General features: G+C 45.7%; 16 protein-coding genes and 1 riboswitch. Of the genes, 5 read left to right on the forward strand and 11 right to left on the reverse strand.

Annotation, left to right across the window (positions count from 1 at the left end; genetic code table 11):
- Positions 1–5: 5 nt before the first annotated feature.
- The 5 genes from L3V31_RS09465 to rplU form a co-directional block, all read right to left on the reverse strand.
- Positions 6–479: a threonine/serine exporter family protein gene (locus tag L3V31_RS09465; protein ID WP_237315835.1), complete on the reverse strand. Its 474-nt coding sequence runs from the start codon at positions 477–479 to the stop codon at positions 6–8.
- Positions 476–1,279 carry a threonine/serine exporter family protein gene (locus L3V31_RS09470; protein WP_237315836.1) on the reverse strand — a complete coding sequence of 268 codons (804 nt, stop codon included), beginning with the start codon at positions 1,277–1,279 and terminating at the stop codon, positions 476–478. Before L3V31_RS09470 ends, L3V31_RS09465 begins: the two co-directional genes overlap by 4 nt.
- Positions 1,280–1,472: 193 nt before the next feature.
- On the reverse strand, positions 1,473–2,645 hold the full coding sequence (cgtA, locus tag L3V31_RS09475) for an Obg family GTPase CgtA (RefSeq protein ID WP_237315837.1): 1,173 nt from the start codon (positions 2,643–2,645) through the stop codon (positions 1,473–1,475).
- A 209-nt stretch (positions 2,646–2,854) separates the two neighbouring features.
- On the reverse strand, positions 2,855–3,112 hold the full coding sequence (gene rpmA, locus L3V31_RS09480; RefSeq protein ID WP_005383095.1) for a 50S ribosomal protein L27: 258 nt from the start codon (positions 3,110–3,112) through the stop codon (positions 2,855–2,857).
- A 20-nt stretch (positions 3,113–3,132) separates the two neighbouring features.
- The gene (gene rplU, locus L3V31_RS09485; protein ID WP_005383096.1) at positions 3,133–3,444 is read right to left on the reverse strand and encodes a 50S ribosomal protein L21; all 312 of its coding nucleotides are present in this window, start codon (positions 3,442–3,444) and stop codon (positions 3,133–3,135) included.
- Positions 3,445–3,700: 256 nt separating this feature from the next.
- On the opposite strand from rplU, the gene ispB reads away from it, so the two are divergent.
- Positions 3,701–4,672 (forward strand): octaprenyl diphosphate synthase, encoded by a 972-nt coding sequence (gene ispB / locus L3V31_RS09490; RefSeq protein WP_237315838.1) that lies wholly within the window; start codon positions 3,701–3,703, stop codon positions 4,670–4,672.
- Between the two features lie 124 nt (positions 4,673–4,796).
- Here ispB and L3V31_RS09495 read toward each other — a convergent pair whose 3' ends face one another.
- Together L3V31_RS09495 and mdh are read right to left on the reverse strand one after the other, a co-directional pair.
- Positions 4,797–4,988: a hypothetical protein gene (locus L3V31_RS09495; RefSeq protein ID WP_014230709.1), complete on the reverse strand. Its 192-nt coding sequence runs from the start codon at positions 4,986–4,988 to the stop codon at positions 4,797–4,799.
- A 116-nt stretch (positions 4,989–5,104) separates the two neighbouring features.
- The gene (mdh, locus tag L3V31_RS09500; RefSeq protein WP_237315839.1) at positions 5,105–6,040 is read right to left on the reverse strand and encodes a malate dehydrogenase; all 936 of its coding nucleotides are present in this window, start codon (positions 6,038–6,040) and stop codon (positions 5,105–5,107) included.
- Positions 6,041–6,398: 358 nt separating this feature from the next.
- Here mdh and argR point away from each other — a divergent pair, with 358 nt between their 5' ends.
- From argR to L3V31_RS09520, 4 genes are all read left to right on the forward strand, one after another.
- Positions 6,399–6,869: a transcriptional regulator ArgR gene (gene argR / locus L3V31_RS09505; RefSeq protein WP_014230707.1), complete on the forward strand. Its 471-nt coding sequence runs from the start codon at positions 6,399–6,401 to the stop codon at positions 6,867–6,869.
- A gap of 403 nt (positions 6,870–7,272) precedes the next feature.
- The gene (locus tag L3V31_RS09510; protein ID WP_237315840.1) at positions 7,273–8,241 is read left to right on the forward strand and encodes a TAXI family TRAP transporter solute-binding subunit; all 969 of its coding nucleotides are present in this window, start codon (positions 7,273–7,275) and stop codon (positions 8,239–8,241) included.
- A gap of 469 nt (positions 8,242–8,710) precedes the next feature.
- Entirely contained in the window at positions 8,711–11,290 is a 2,580-nt protein-coding gene (locus L3V31_RS09515) for a TRAP transporter permease (protein WP_237315841.1), read from the forward strand.
- Positions 11,291–11,334: 44 nt separating this feature from the next.
- Positions 11,335–11,772 (forward strand): universal stress protein, encoded by a 438-nt coding sequence (locus L3V31_RS09520; protein WP_237315842.1) that lies wholly within the window; start codon positions 11,335–11,337, stop codon positions 11,770–11,772.
- A 64-nt stretch (positions 11,773–11,836) separates the two neighbouring features.
- Here L3V31_RS09520 and thiQ read toward each other — a convergent pair whose 3' ends face one another.
- The 4 genes from thiQ to L3V31_RS09540 form a co-directional block, all read right to left on the reverse strand.
- Positions 11,837–12,541, reverse strand: a complete 705-nt coding sequence (gene thiQ / locus L3V31_RS09525) for a thiamine ABC transporter ATP-binding protein (protein ID WP_237315843.1) — start codon at positions 12,539–12,541, stop codon at positions 11,837–11,839.
- Complete coding sequence (gene thiP, locus L3V31_RS09530; protein WP_237315844.1) at positions 12,535–14,127, reverse strand: thiamine/thiamine pyrophosphate ABC transporter permease ThiP; 1,593 nt, start codon at positions 14,125–14,127, stop codon at positions 12,535–12,537. The genes thiQ and thiP overlap by 7 nt, the downstream gene beginning before the upstream one ends.
- A gap of 9 nt (positions 14,128–14,136) precedes the next feature.
- Entirely contained in the window at positions 14,137–15,129 is a 993-nt protein-coding gene (gene thiB, locus L3V31_RS09535; RefSeq protein WP_237315845.1) for a thiamine ABC transporter substrate binding subunit, read from the reverse strand.
- Positions 15,130–15,200: 71 nt separating this feature from the next.
- Positions 15,201–15,349: riboswitch (TPP riboswitch) on the reverse strand.
- Positions 15,350–15,452: 103 nt separating this feature from the next.
- Positions 15,453–16,088 (reverse strand): flavin prenyltransferase UbiX, encoded by a 636-nt coding sequence (locus L3V31_RS09540; protein ID WP_237315846.1) that lies wholly within the window; start codon positions 16,086–16,088, stop codon positions 15,453–15,455.
- Between the last annotated feature and the right edge of the window lie 4 nt (positions 16,089–16,092).

A 16,092-nucleotide genomic window follows, 5' to 3' on the forward strand; every position in this document is an offset into this window, starting at 1 on the left:
GGTCCTTATACTATCGGTCTACGGCGGTAGAATAACAGCCCCGGAACAGCAAGGCCAATGGCTAAACCTGCAATAATAAACATGGCTTTAAGAAAATTTTCCATACACGTCGCAAGCAGTTCTGGCGAGTAACCTAAATGGTTTATCTCTACCATTGCAATCATGGCTTTATAGGCAAACACGCCGGGAACCATAGGAATCAGGGCGGCAACGGTGAAAACTTTCGGGTGAGCCAAAAAGCGGCGAGACCAATACACACCAATCATCCCAACTAATGTCGCGGCGAAGAACGTTGCCCACTCAATAGGAATACCAAACTGCATCATTAAATAACGACTACCATGACCAATAGCGCCGCCTACTGCACAGTAGATTAATGCCTTATGCGGCACATTGAAGACCAATGCAAACCCCACTGCGGGAATAGCGGCAAAAAACATATCGTTTAATAAGCCAACCAGTAAATCGACAATACTCATCTGATGCTCCATCCCCAAATACCGGTCACACTCATCGCTGCCACAATGCCTAGACACGTCGCAAGCGTTAATAAACTCGCCATCACAAAGCGGGCAATCCCCATATTGATATGACCTTTGAGCATGTCGGCTACCGAGTTAATCAGTGGGAAGCCCGGAACTAGCATCAACACTGACGATGCCATCGCGACCGTAGGTAGGTTACCAATCTGATAGATTTCCGCCTGCGCAGAAATTAGGGTAGTCACAAATGCCGTAGCGGCAAAATTGAGTAAAGGATTGAAATGACGGTGGCCAATTTCCTGACGAACAATCATGCCGACTGCAGAGGCTAAGAAAGTCATGAAAAATATGCTTACATCCCCCCCAGCTAAATGGCTGAACGCTGCACATGACAATCCAATCATAAAGACCACCAACCAGCGGTTATAGCGCTCAGGACTGATATGATCGAGCTTTTTCTGCGCCATGGCACAATCGAGTAACCCACGCTCCATCATGATACAAATACGCTGAATTTGTGTAATTACACGCATATTAATGCCACGATCGGCACAACTTCGTGTCGTTGTAATACAATGGCTATCCATAAGAGTGGTAACAACAAGTGCATTCGCAGAGAGTGCTACTGCGACTTCATGTACACCACAAGCCAAGCCAATACGGCGCATAATATCGCTAACTAAGGTACTTTCAGCGCCATGAGCGAGTAACATCTGTCCAGCTTGAGCAACAAGGCGAGAGATCGCCCTCTGATTTGATACCGATACCTCTGCGGTAGGTATAGTTTCCAATGCCATAGATACGTCTAAGTCCTTTTAGGGTCTACATAATTGATGATACAAAGCCCAGCAAATTTCTAATCATTCATGCTGGCATTAATATTATTGTGCCGTAAATCACATCATCTAAATATGATTAGATACAAAAAAAGCCGCAATAGGCATTGCGGCTTAATTTAATTTTCTTGGTAAATATTACCGGATGATAAAATTAGTCACGAACGTAGACAACGTGGCCGTCATCTTCTTCATCATCCCAGTCGTCGTCGTCGTCATCATCTTCAGTAACAACGTCTTTACCAGCCATTGCATCTTTATGGTAGTCATCCCACATGAAGTTAACTTTATCTTCTTCAGCCACTTCTTCCTCTTCACGAGGTAGGTTTTCCATAAAGTCAGCCAGCTTGTAACAAAGTTCTTTCGTTCCAGAACGGTTGATTGCCGAGATCTTAAAGTACTCGTCTTCCCAACCTAGCGCGTCCAAGATCTCTTGGATTTTTTCATTCGCTTCTTCTTCCGGCATCAGATCAACTTTGTTGAACACCAACCAACGAGGTTTATCCGCTAGCTTTTCACTGTACTGCTCTAACTCATCAATGATCGTTAGCGCGTTTTGCACTGGATCAGACTGATCAACCGGCATGATATCGATCATGTGCAGTAAAACGCGGCAACGTTCTAGGTGTTTTAGGAATCGAATACCTAAACCTGCACCATCCGCAGCGCCTTCAATCAGACCAGGGATATCCGCAACGACAAAGCTTTTCTCAGGTACAACACTGACCACACCTAAGCTTGGGATAAGCGTTGTAAATGGGTAATCCGCCACTTTTGGTTTTGCAGCAGATACAGCACGAATAAAGGTTGATTTACCCGCGTTTGGCAAGCCAAGCATACCAACGTCAGCAAGCAGTAATAGCTCTAGACGAATTTCACGAACTTCACCTTTGGTACCCAACGTTCTCTGACGAGGAGCGCGGTTTACAGAAGACTTAAAACGCGTGTTGCCCAGACCGTGCCAACCACCTTTAGCTACCATTACTTTTTTGCCGTGTTCAGCAACTTCCGCAACGATTTCGTTGGTGTGGATATCGACTGCACGAGTACCAACCGGCACACGCATCACAATATCTTTACCACGCTTACCAGTACAGTTACCACCGCGGCCATTTTCTCCACGCTCTGCTTCGTAAAAACGTTGGAAACGGTAATCGATTAGGGTGTTTAGGTTTTCGTCAGCTTGGATATAAACATCACCGCCGTCACCACCATCACCGCCATCAGGACCACCTTTAGTGATGAATTTTTCACGCCAGAAACTAACAACGCCGCTACCGCCGTCACCAGCCTGAACTTTTACTACAGCTTCATCTACGAACTTCATCTTTTACTCCGACTACTTCGTGCGTGGATTATATCTACTTTGTCATCTGACAATTTTAGCAGATGACAGATCTAAACTCCCAGATTCAAATCGCTTTGGATCAACCGAGAAGTTTCGATATGTCGACTGCTACAAATAAAAAACCCCGCCGATCCGGCAGGGCTTTTGAATTCAGCTTAAAGCTATTAAGTAATTGAGTTAAAAACTAATTACTCAGCTTCGATGCTAACAAACTTACGGTTCTTAGGACCTTTCACTTCGAACTTCACTTTACCTTCAGTAAGAGCGAATAGAGTGTGGTCTTTACCGATACCTACGTTGTTACCAGCGTGGAACTTAGTACCACGTTGACGCACAATGATGTTACCTGCAAGTACAGATTCACCACCGAAACGCTTAACACCTAGACGTTTGCTTTCTGAATCGCGGCCGTTACGAGTAGAACCACCAGCTTTTTTGTGTGCCATTGTTAAACTCTCCTAATAGATTAAGCGTTGATACCAGTGATCTTCACTTCAGTGAACCACTGACGGTGACCCTGTTGCTTACGAGAGTGCTTACGACGACGGAACTTAACGATTTTAACTTTATCGCCACGACCGTGTTGTACAACTTCAGCAACAATTTTGCCGCCCTCTACAAGAGGAGCACCAACTTTGATGTCTTCGCCGTTAGCAACAAGAAGAACTTTATCAAATTCTACAGTTGCACCAGTTTCAACGTCTAATTTCTCTAAACGAAGAGTTTGACCTTCGCTTACACGGTGTTGTTTACCACCAGATTGGAAAACAGCGTACATATTTTACTCCGCTTTTTCCGCACAGCCTTTCGTGAGGGTGTGCGCTAAACTAATCATCAATAGGGCGCAGATTCTACAGAAGAGAAGTCCCTATGACAAGCCATATTTTGAAAAAATTGGCGAAAAGCTAATCGCCAAAGAAAAGTGCGGCAATCATGCCCTTTAGTAATGTATTAATCAACGTTTTTTAGTGTATTATTCGACAATTATATAAATCGAATAAGCCTTGCAGGGTCTAACTTCAGCCGGATATACAATGGATTTTAAAACTATCCAAGCGCTTACTGCCAATGACATGGCAAAAGTGAATGAAACAATTCAAGCCCAATTAAATTCTGATGTCTCTTTAATCAATCAGCTCGGTTTCTATATCGTCAGTGGTGGAGGCAAACGCCTCAGACCGTTATTGGCGATCTTGTCAGCCCGTGCTCTTGGATATCAAGGCAGCGGTCATACCATGGCAGCTGCGTTTATTGAGTTCATCCATACAGCAACTCTGTTGCATGATGATGTGGTAGACGAGTCAGATATGCGCCGTGGTAAAGCGACCGCAAATGCTGCCTTTGGCAATGCAGCAAGCGTGCTAGTTGGGGATTTTATCTACACTCGCTCATTCCAAATGATGACTGAGCTAGGATCCATGAAGATCCTTCAGTTAATGAGTAACGCCGTAAACGTGATCGCCGAAGGTGAAGTTCAGCAGTTAATGAACTGCAACGATCCTGATACGACAGAAGAAAGCTACATGCAGGTCATCTATTCTAAGACAGCACGCTTGTTTGAGTCCGCGACGCAAATTGGTGCCATCCTGAATAATGCTCCTGAACACGTTGAAATCGCATTGCAGAATTACGGTAAGTACTTAGGTACCGCATTCCAACTCATTGACGACGTCATGGATTACACATCTGATGGCGAAGACATGGGTAAAAATGTTGGCGATGATTTGGCAGAAGGTAAACCAACCCTTCCTCTACTTCATGCGATGCGAAACACTACCCCTGAAAATGCTCAAATGATCCGTGAAGCGATTGAGAAAGCAAACGGAATGGATCGTCTTGACGATATCCTTGCAGTTATGAAAGAAGTTGGTTCTCTTGAGTACACAACTCAAAAGGCACTCGAAGAAGCCGACAAGGCGATAGCGGAGCTGTCTGTGCTGCCTGAGTCTGAGTATAAAGAAGCACTCATTACACTGGCTCATGTGGCGGTGAAACGCACTCGATAAGCACTGCTAGCTGGACCAGCAAGGCGATAAATCATGACCACCGACCGAAATTGGTGGTTTAAGGCTGAAAAGAAAAAGGAAGAGCAAGCTCTTCCTTTTTTCGTTCCAGTGATCGTTTTCTCCGCTAATAGTAGCGGTCGCTTCCTCCGTGAAGCTGCGGGTCATCTTCTATCTCGTCAAACGTGACGGCGATTTGCTGGTCAGTTCCCTGTTTAGCCAGTAAAACCGTTTCAGCTTCACGATCAACAACAAGAATGGTACCTACGCCTTGTTGGCACTCTACAACCATGCCCTTACGGATTCGACTTGCTTCCATACCCTACTCCTGATTGACATTGTTGGTGTCACACTCTTGTACGTCAGACAGAAAAAAGGGATCAAAAAAGCCGATCCTAAGATCGGCTCTGTTATAAACGGTATAAACGCTTAAGATTATTTAGCGAACTCAACACCGATGTTGATATCACCATTTAGCGTTTCTAGCATATTGTCTAGAGCAGACTTTTCGAAGTCGCTTAGTGCGCCGTAGCTTAGCACTTCCTCAACACCTTCTTTACCTAGCTTCACTGGCTGAGCAAAGTATGGTGCGTGCTCACCGTCACCTTCAACGTAAGCACACTCAACAACGCCTTCTTCACCCTGAAGAGCACGTACTAGAGACAGACCAAAGCGACACGCCGCTTGCCCCATAGACAGAGTTGCACTACCGCCACCCGCTTTCGCTTCAACGACTTCAGTACCCGCGTTCTGGATACGCTTAGTCAGTGCTTCAACTTCTTCAGCAGTAAACTCAACACCTTCTACCTGAGAAAGCAGAGGAAGAATAGTCACACCTGAGTGGCCGCCGATAACTGGTACACGAACATCACTTGGATCTTTGTCTTTTAGCTCAGCAACAAAGGTTTCTGAACGGATAACGTCAAGTGTTGTTACACCGAATAGTCTGCGCTTGTCATAAACGCCTGCTTTCTTAAGTACTTCTGCAGCGATTGGCACCGTCGTATTCACAGGGTTAGTAATAATACCAACGCATGCTTTAGGGCAAACTACAGCAATTTTCTCAGCCAGTGCCTTTACGATACCAGCATTAACATTAAATAGATCCGCACGATCCATACCTGGCTTACGTGCAACGCCAGCAGAAATTAGAACCACATCTGCGCCTTCCAGTGCAGGGGTTGGATCCTCACCTGCGTATCCTTTGATCGATACTGGAGTTGGGATGTGGCTGAGATCAGCGGCAACACCTGGAGTAACAGGTGCAATATCATATAGGGCTAAATCAGAACCTGCAGGAAGACGGTTCTTAAGTAAAAGGGCAAGGGCTTGACCGATACCGCCAGCGGCACCAATAACGGCTACTTTCATGTAGTTCTCCTTGAGAGTATTCTCTTATAAACGTATTCATAGGGTATTTTGTAACCAACCCGGTAAAACTATCGGAATCACAACTTGATTACAATCAATTAACGCCAGCTTTGCGACCTCGCGCAACTCAGCATTTCCGTGCTACACAAGAGATTGGATTATTCTTGTATTCATTTGAAATGACAATAGATTACAGGAAATAAAACAGATGTATGACCACCCACCTAACGAGATATCATTCTGTTTATAATTTACAGTGATGTAACTAGCATTATCTTGGGACTTTTTGGAACTGTCTGAATATATATGCGAGAATATGCAGAATTGCTGATCCGTAATTAAGAGAATCATAATGACTATGCGCAATACTGAAAAACAAGATAACCTAGTCCGAGCTTTTAAAGCCCTGTTAAAGGAAGAGAGTTTTGGCTCACAGGGCGAGATTGTTGATGCTCTAAAACTGCAAGGTTTTGAAAGTATTAACCAATCTAAAGTTTCTCGCATGCTGACTAAGTTTGGTGCTGTTCGTACACGTAATGCAAAAATGGAAATGGTTTACTGTCTTCCTGCAGAACTGGGTGTACCAACGACAAGCAGTTCTTTGCGTGAACTAGTATTGGATATCGACCACAATGCAGCGTTAGTTGTTATCCATACAGGTCCAGGCGCTGCGCAACTTATCGCTCGTATGCTGGACTCTCTCGGCAAGTCTGAAGGCATCTTGGGTGTGGTCGCTGGTGATGACACTATATTTATCACTCCAACGTTGCCAGTATCTACAGAACAGCTGTTCAAATCCGTGTGTGAACTGTTCGAATACACCGGCTAACAGCAATAAGTCGAAGTCACCTAACTGATTGTGAGCTATAAGATAAATCCTATTTTGTAGCTCACTATTTCCTTCCTTCAGTGCGTTTTAAGGTTATATTTCAACCAAAATGTTTGTGATCTGAATCACGCATTCAATTTTTCCTTCCTTCCCCCACATTCAATCGTAAACTACTGTTATAAAAGGAATAAAATAACAGTTTAATCACTAGCTATTAACGCAATCTTCAGATTTATTCGCTATAACTTTTAACAGTCGAATAATTTTCTACCAATTTTTTGTTATGATTTGTTCGCTTTTTCAAACAATTGGATTGGAAAAGATGCCGTTTCCAAACAGGAAACTCCAGAAGTGATTGATGGTTATTTCCGGGTAAATAATGAAATATAAGGAAGGGAATTTCATGGCATTTAACAAACTACTCAAAGTAGGCGCTATCGCTGCAGCCGTTATGGGTGCAGGCGCAGTAAACGCTCAAGAGTTTATTACTATCGGTACTGGCTCGGTTACAGGTGTTTACTACCCTACTGGCGGTGCTATCTGTAAATTGGTCAACAAAGGTCGCAAAGATCACAACATTCGTTGTTCCGTTGAGTCGACTGGTGGTTCTATTTACAACGTTAACACTATCCGTGCGAGCGAATTAGACTTCGGTATCGTTCAGTCGGATTGGCAATACCATGGCTACAACGGTACGAGTAAGTTTGCGGAACAAGGCCCGTACAAAAAGCTACGTGCAATGTTCTCTCTACATACTGAACCTTTCAACATTATCGCTCGAGCAGACTCTGGCATCGAAAACGTTAAAGACCTGAAAGGTAAACGTGTCAATATCGGTAACCCAGGTTCTGGTGACCGTGCCACAATGGGCGTAGTGATGGAGGCAATGGGTTGGACTCTAGACAGCTTCCAGTTGGCTTCAGAGCTAAAAGGTTCTGAACGTTCTCAAGCGCTTTGTGACAACAAAATCGACGCATTCATTTACATGGTTGGTCACCCAAACGGCTCAATCAAAGAAGCAACCACCTCATGTGATGCGAAGCTAGTTCCTGCTACTGGCCCTGAAATCGACAAAATTGTTTCAGCAAACCCATACTACGCATACAGCAATGTGCCTGCAGGCATGTATCGTGGTACTGAACATGATGTGAAGAGCTTTGGTGTAGCTGCAACAATGGTTACTTCAACGGACGTATCTGATGAAGTGGCATACAATGTTGCAAAAGCTGTATTCGAAAACTTCGACACATTCAAACGTCTGCATCCAGCTTTTGCGAGCCTGAAAAAAGAAGACATGGTGAAAGCAGGCATTTCAATTCCTCTTCATCCAGGCGCGGTTAAATACTACAAGGAAGTGGGACTGCTAAAGTAAGTTTTACGGACTCTAAACCAAGGCAGGAGCACGTGGTTTCTGCCTGATTAAGTATGCTGGTTGTTGTATTTACACCAGCATACTTTGTTTATTACCTAAGGCGCTTCTAGATGCCAGACTTAATGTGACTGACTTGTTGTGTTTTTTTGAGAGCCAGCAGCACTCCAAAGTCATGATAAGTCACTCGACATTTGTCAGTTTTACCGCTGATTCATTTCTCCATGAAGAAAGCGATAAGTCCCGCATCTGGAAATCATCTGGGTATATTAGTCGGTTTTTCTAAAACCTCACACTCATGCCAAGAAAACACTTTAACGCCGCCAATTAAGAGCTTCTTACAAACCTCATTTAAATTTCAGGCAGCGGAATGCTCGACAGCAAACTTCGCTTAATTCACTACACTGATATAGGCGAAGTGAGTTTTAGACATATAAAACAGGCAGAACCATCAATAATAAGGAAAACGTACATGGCGACGAACAAAGCCCCGTCACAAGATGTGCAAGATATGGTGGCTCAGGCAGACACAGGGGCACGTAGCCCATCTGGCATACAAGGACGAATCCTCTGGTTTGTTCCTCTGTGTTGGTCACTATTTCAGTTATGGTATGCATCACCATTACCATTTATTTTTAATTTTGGCGTACTTAACGACACTGAAGCTCGTGCAATTCACTTAACATTTGCGATCTTTCTGGCTTTCACTGCTTATCCAGCAATGAAACACTCTCCACGCGATCATATTCCAGTTGTCGACTGGATTCTTGCGCTTGCTGGTAGCTTTTCAGCTGCTTATATCTATCTCTTTTACACGGAACTCGCCGGACGTTCAGGCGCGCCAACCACTCCCGATATTGTTGTTGCGGTAATTGGTATGGTGCTTCTTCTGGAAGCCACAAGACGTGCACTTGGTCCACCATTGATGTTTGTCGCCGCCGTATTCCTTATCTACACCTTCGCCGGTCCATACATGCCAGATGTCATTGCCCATAAAGGCGCGAGCTTGAATAAAGCGATGTCTCACTTATGGCTAACGACTGAAGGTGTATTTGGTGTGGCTTTGGGCGTTTCGACTTCCTTCGTATTCTTGTTTGTGCTATTTGGTGCGATGTTAGAACGTGCTGGCGCCGGTGCCTACTTCATTAAGGTGGCTTTCTCTCTGTTAGGTCACATGAGAGGTGGTCCAGCAAAAGCGGCCGTTGTGGCTTCAGGTCTTTCAGGCCTTGTATCTGGCTCTTCGATTGCTAACGTAGTAACTACCGGTACATTTACGATACCGTTGATGAAGCGCGTTGGTTTCCCGGGAACCAAAGCAGGTGCAGTCGAAGTAGCAGCATCCACCAACGGTCAGTTGACGCCACCTATCATGGGTGCCGCTGCATTTTTGATGGTGGAATACGTTGGGATCTCGTACGTTGAAGTAATCAAAGCGGCAATACTACCAGCGCTTATCTCGTATATTGCATTGATTTACATCGTTCACCTTGAAGCTTGTAAAGCGGGCATGACTGGTTTACCTCGTCGTCATAACCCAACCATGTTGCACAGCATGCTGTCGTTCACCGGAACTATTTTAGGGCTTTGTGTCATCAGTGCGCTGGTCTACTACGGTGTCGGCTGGACGAAAGATGCCTTTGGTGAGGCAGCGACACCTATCGTGATGGTTGCACTTCTCATTACTTATATTGCTTTGGTTAAAGTATCGGCGAATCACACTAAAGATGGTGCGATCAATATAGAAGAAGAGCTGACTGAAGTGCCTGAACCTGGACCAACAGTAAAGTCGGGGCTGCACTTCCTACTGCCAATTGTGGTGCTGGTTTGGTGTTTAACCGTTGAGCGATTCTCTCCGGGGTTATCGGCATTCTGGGCCACCGTGTTCATGATTTTCATCCTGTTAACGCAACGCCCTTTAATTGCCTTGCTATCTAAACAAGGGGATATTGGAGAGCAGACGAAGGAAGGTCTTATTGATCTTCTGGAAAGTTTAGTCTCTGGCGCACGTAACATGATTGGTATCGGTGTAGCGACGGCGGCTGCTGGTACGGTGGTAGGCGTGGTGACACTGACTGGTATTGGTCTGGTTATGACTGACTTTGTCGAGTTCATTTCTGGCGGTAGTGTGTTCCTGATGCTGCTGTTCACCGCGGTAATCAGTTTGATTCTGGGGATGGGTCTGCCAACAACAGCAAACTACATCGTCGTATCAACGCTAATGGCACCAGTCATTGTTACGCTTGGCGCGGCACATGGACTTATCATCCCACTGATAGCCGTTCACCTGTTCGTATTCTATTTCGGTATTTTGGCCGACGATACGCCGCCAGTGGGTTTAGCCGCCTTTGCTGCAGCAGCCATCGCTAAATCAGATCCGATCCGTACCGGTATTCAGGGCTTCACCTATGATATCCGTACCGCCATTTTGCCATTCATGTTCGTCTTCAATACCCAACTGCTGTTGATGGGTATCGACACATGGTGGCATTTAGCACTGACCATCATATCCTCCATTATTGCGATGCTAATATTTTCCGCAGCCACTCAAGGTTGGTGGTTTACTCGCAACAAGTGGTGGGAAACCGTCCTATTATTGGTACTGACATTTTCCTTCTTCCGCCCGGGATTCTGGTGGGACATGCTGTTCCCTGCCAAAGTACTTTCTCCAGGGGTTGAAGTCGCTCAAATTGTCGAGGGACTGAGTGTGGGAGAATCGATCGAACTGCGCGTCGCCGGACAGAACCTAGAAGGTGATAACGTTGAAAAAACTGTGCTGCTGCCGTTTGACGACAATGCCACAACAGCAGAAGAACGCATCTCATCTATGGGTCTGATGCTAGTTGAAAACGACGGCAAAATGATCGTTGATATGGTGGAATTTGGTAGCCCAGCCGAATCCTCAGGTATCGATTTTGACTGGGAGATCAAATCAGTCGTTCAAAACGCTGATCGCCCAATGAAAGAGTGGGTGTTTGTGCCTTGCTTATTGATTCTGCTGGCACTAGCTATGAACCAGAAACGTCGTGCGCGCAAAGAACAACTGAGCGCCTAAACGATTCCCCCCGGGGAGACCGGGGGCTGAGTGAGAGAAATTGAATGTATAAACAAATTCTTGTACCAGTAGATCTTAATGATCAAGGTTTCTCAGACCAAGCGGTTAAACTCGCTGTTTGGCATGCGAAGCAAGCGAATGCGGTCATCCATCTGCTAACGGTTGTACCTGGAATCCATATGTCGATGGTCGCCACTTACTTTCCGAAAGATGCAGCCCTTAAAATGAAGCAAGATGTCGAACAGCAATTGACAACATTTGCTAAAGACAACATCAAGGAAGACGTCACCTATAGTATCCACGTGGCAGAAGGTAAACCGTACACAACCATTATTGAACACGCTAAGCGTTTAGGGATTGACCTGATCATCATGCCAAGCCACAAGCGTTCGAAAATCAATAAAGTCATGTTAGGCTCAGTGGCCAGCAAAGTGGTGGAGTACTCTCCCGTCAACGTGATGGTAGTGAAGCCACAAAGCTAAAGTCACTAAACAATCGTGACAAAAAAGGTTGATGTTCACATCAACCTTTTGTTTTTAATAGAGCTTATCCTGCAGCCCGAACAAATGCCTGTAGAGCTTCACTGGAGTGCGTCAATTTAAGCTCGCAAATCTCACCGGCAGCGTCAATTTTTCCACCCGCAACAAACGCAAAGTGGCTTGCTATGGCTTTTGCGTCATTCAAATGATGGGTCACCATGAGTACGGTAATTCCGCGTTCTGCTGCCAACCTTTTCACTAAGCTCAGCATCTCTTCACGCAGCACGGGGTCGAGCGCAGAGAAAGGTTCATCCAACAACCACACCGGATGAGGCTGAACAAAACAGCGCGCTAACGCCACACGTTGGCGTTGACCACCAGAGAGATGCTCTGGCAATCGATCGAGGTACTCTGCAACACCAACCTGCTTTGCGGCTTGTTCAACCTGATGCTTTTGGTCTATTGTGAGCTTTAAGCCCGGATGCAATCCTAAACTGATGTTGTCACGTACCGATAGATGAGCAAACAGATTATGCTCCTGAAATAACATTGAGAATGGACGCAAATAAGGCTCTTTACGAACAATGGATTTGCCATCAACCCGGATGTCCCCTTGGTCAGGGAGGATGAAGCCAGCGACCAGTGCCAACAATGTCGATTTACCAGCTCCACTCGGCCCCATCAACGAGACAATCTGACCTCGCTCGATGGTTAAATCAAAACGAAACAGTTCACTTTGATAGGTGTATTGCACATCATCCAACACTAACATTGTGCGCTCTCCTTCGTTTTTAGTACTTTCTCAATCAGAGTAAAACAGCCAACACTGAGTAACAGTAAGGTTACTGAAACCACAGCAGCCGCTTCCATCTGATAACTGCCGAGCAGTTGAAATAAATACAGCGGTAACGTTCTAAATTCTTGACCGCCAAATAATGCAATCGCACTTAAGTCCCCTATCGCAAACATAAAGCTGATTGCAAAAGCGTGAGCAAAAGGTTTACGTAGCGCCCGCCACTCCACGATTTTAAATCGCTGCCAGCCTCGCATCCCTAAGCTGGCACAAACATATTGATATTGCTGTTCAATGTGCAACATCGGCTGCGCTAACGTCTTAATCACATATGGCAAAGCCATCAAACTGTTGACCAGTATGACAACAAAAAATGCCAGACTGAAAACATCGGTAAAGGAACGGAGCAACAAAAATAAACCCGTACTGATCACCAGACCCGGCGTTACCAAGATAATGGTGCCAACCAACTCAATCTGATCCGCACGTGCGTTTTTATACTCCAGTCGCCAGCGTCGACTGGTGAGCAAAATGGAAACGCCTGCAGCCACTGCAAGGGTGCTCGCCATTCCTGCAACTTTTAGAGAATTGAATAGTGCAGACCAAAAACGTTCGTCATTTAATACCGAGCCAACCTGTTGATTTATTCCGCTTAGAATCACCATCGCAAGTGGCGGGATAACCAGTAAAAAGGCACCAATGATCCAAAAGCTATCCCAAGCTTTTGACCACCTATGATCCTTCGTTAAGTATTGCTGTACTGATGTGCTGCCAGAGCTTACCGATACTGGCTTTGTCAGCTTCTGTACTCCTATCGCAAGTACCCCGCACAACAACATTTGCCACAGTGCTAATAGGGCGCCAGCCTGCAGGTCAAAGTCAAATTTAATCGCTTGGTAAATAGCCAGCTCAATGGTGGTCGACTTAGGTCCGCCCCCTAGCGCCATAACCGTGGCGAAACTGGTAAAGCACAGCATAAAGACTAGGCCGCTTACATGAGGTAATTGTTGTCTTAACCGCGGCCATTCAACCCAGTGAAACTTATCCCAATTACTCATGCCGAGATGAGCACATAGCTTATGTTGCTCAGCAGGAATCGACTCAAGTGCTTGCAACAATAATCGCGCAGCATAAGGCAGATTAAAGAACACATGCGCCAGTAAAATACCGTTCAAGCCATAGATAGAAAATGGCAGCTTAGCATCAATATTTTGTAGCCACTGAGCGATCAGACCGCTGTTGCCATATATCGCCAACAATCCAAAAACCCCGACTAAAACAGGCAGTACCAACGTTGAAGCGAATAGTTTGAGCAGTAGTGATTTACCAAAAAATTCACGGCGGGAAAGCGAATGTGCGACGGGAATCGCCAAGCCCACACTGAGTAACGAGGATAGAAAAGCCTGATAAAAGCTGAACTTAGTGACGTGCTGATAATAGGGATCATTCCAGATCAGCGATACATCTAGAGACGGTGCCTGAAAAGCCAAAGCACTCAGCGCAGAAAGAACAAAGGCCGCGATGACTATCGCGACCCCTATGCCTAATTTGGGTACAGTATTCAAAGCTAACTCTTAGAAAGTCAGGGCGCTTTGCCATTCACGAATCCAAGTCTTACGCATTTTCGCCACTTCATCGGCGCTAAAGCTCAGTGACTTACTTGGCACGTTCAAGGTTTCAAAGCCTTTTGGAAGAGCAACGTCAGTGACTGGGTACATCCAGTTCCCAGTAGGCATTGCTGACTGGAATTCATCACTCAAAATGAAATTCATGAACTCGTCTGCTAACTCGGCATTCTTCGAATCTTTCACCTTGGCAGCGACTTCCACTTGCATGTAATGCCCTTCAGCAAAGTCAGCGGTAGCAAACTTAGCATCTTGCTCAGCAATCAGGTGGTAGGCCGGTGATGTAGTGTAAGAAAGTACTAAATCAGACTCTCCATTGAGGAACATGGAATACGCTTCAGACCAACCTTTGGTCACCGTGACTGTTTTACCAGCCAACTGCTGCCAAGCTTGTGTTGCATTGTCGCCGTATATTGACTTCATCCAAAGCATTAAACCCTGCCCCGGTGTTGAAGTGCGTGGGTCCTGATAAATCACTTTAAGGTCATCACGTTCTTCAACCAGCTCTTTCATGCTTTTTGGCGGGTTAGCCAATTTTTCTTTATTGTAAACGAACGCGAAATAACCGTAGTCATAAGGAACGAATACTTTATCGCTCCAACCGTTTGGTAAAATGGTTGTAGAGGTATCAACCTTGTGCTCTGTCAGCAGGCCTGTTTTCTGTGCCTCTACCATCAGATTGTTGTCCAGCCCCAAAACAATATCGGCTTTGCTGTTGCTACCTTCCAAACGAAGACGGTTCAAAATCGACACACCATCATCAAGGGCAACAAAATTTACGTCACAGCCGCATTTCGTTTCAAAAGCTTGTTCGATTTTAGGACCCGGTCCCCAATCCGCAGCGAATGAGTCATAGGTGTAGATGGTTAATGTGTTTTCAGCCGCAAAGGCTGAAGTTGTTGTCATTGCAGCAAGGGCAATCAGGCTTAGAGTGGGTTTCACTGCTCGCTCTCCATGTCTATTTCAGAGAAATTAGTTGAGCGGCACAGGTATGAGGTGGCTATTTGGGATTGCTAATATCCAGACTCAATTCCTACGCCAGCATTATCTGGTTCAGGTATTACGGGTCCCCGTAGCCTAACTAGGTTAAGCCATTAGGTCTCAGCGCCCTTATGTCTTGATGAACACAATACAAAATGGGGTTGCTCCCCGATGAGTTGAATGGATTGTATACCCAAACACCCTCGCGATGCTAGGTTACGCGAGGGGAATTGCTTTGGGACTTAACTACAGATAATGATCAGAATACTTTGCGAGATAACTATTTATGAGCGTTGGTCGTATCCCCAGCGAGGGACCAAACCTTGCTCAATCCCCAGATGATCGAGAATTCGCGCCACCATAAAGTCGATTAAGTCTTCGATGCTCTTTGGTTGATGATAAAAACCCGGCGCCGCCGGCATAATGGTGACCCCCATTTGCGACAGTTTATGCATATTTTCCAGATGCAGGGTTGAGAACGGCGTTTCTCGCACAACCAGAAGCAACTGGCCACGTTCTTTCATCACCACATCGGCTGCACGCTCAATCAGATTATCCGACATGCCGTGGGCAATCGCCGCGACGCTCCCAGCCGAACACGGACAAACCACCATTTGTTTTGGTGCTGCGGAGCCTGAAGCAACAGGTGAGAACCAGTCATCTTTACCACACACAGTAATGTTGTCAGGATCGCACTTAAGGTGCTCCACCAGCGCTTTTTGTGCAGCTTCAGGACCACTCGGTAACTTCAGGTCATGCTCGGTTGCCATCACAACCCTCGCCGCGGAAGATATCAACACATAGACGTGATAATCCGCAGCGACCAAACACTCCAGAAGTCTCAGACCATAAGGCGCGCCAGAAGCGCCAGTGAGAGCTAAGGTAATGGCTTTTTTTTGCTGCTGTTTTTTGTCAGACATAACG

It is taken from the genome of Vibrio sp. J1-1, assembly GCF_021728395.1.
Lineage (GTDB): Bacteria > Pseudomonadota > Gammaproteobacteria > Enterobacterales > Vibrionaceae > Vibrio.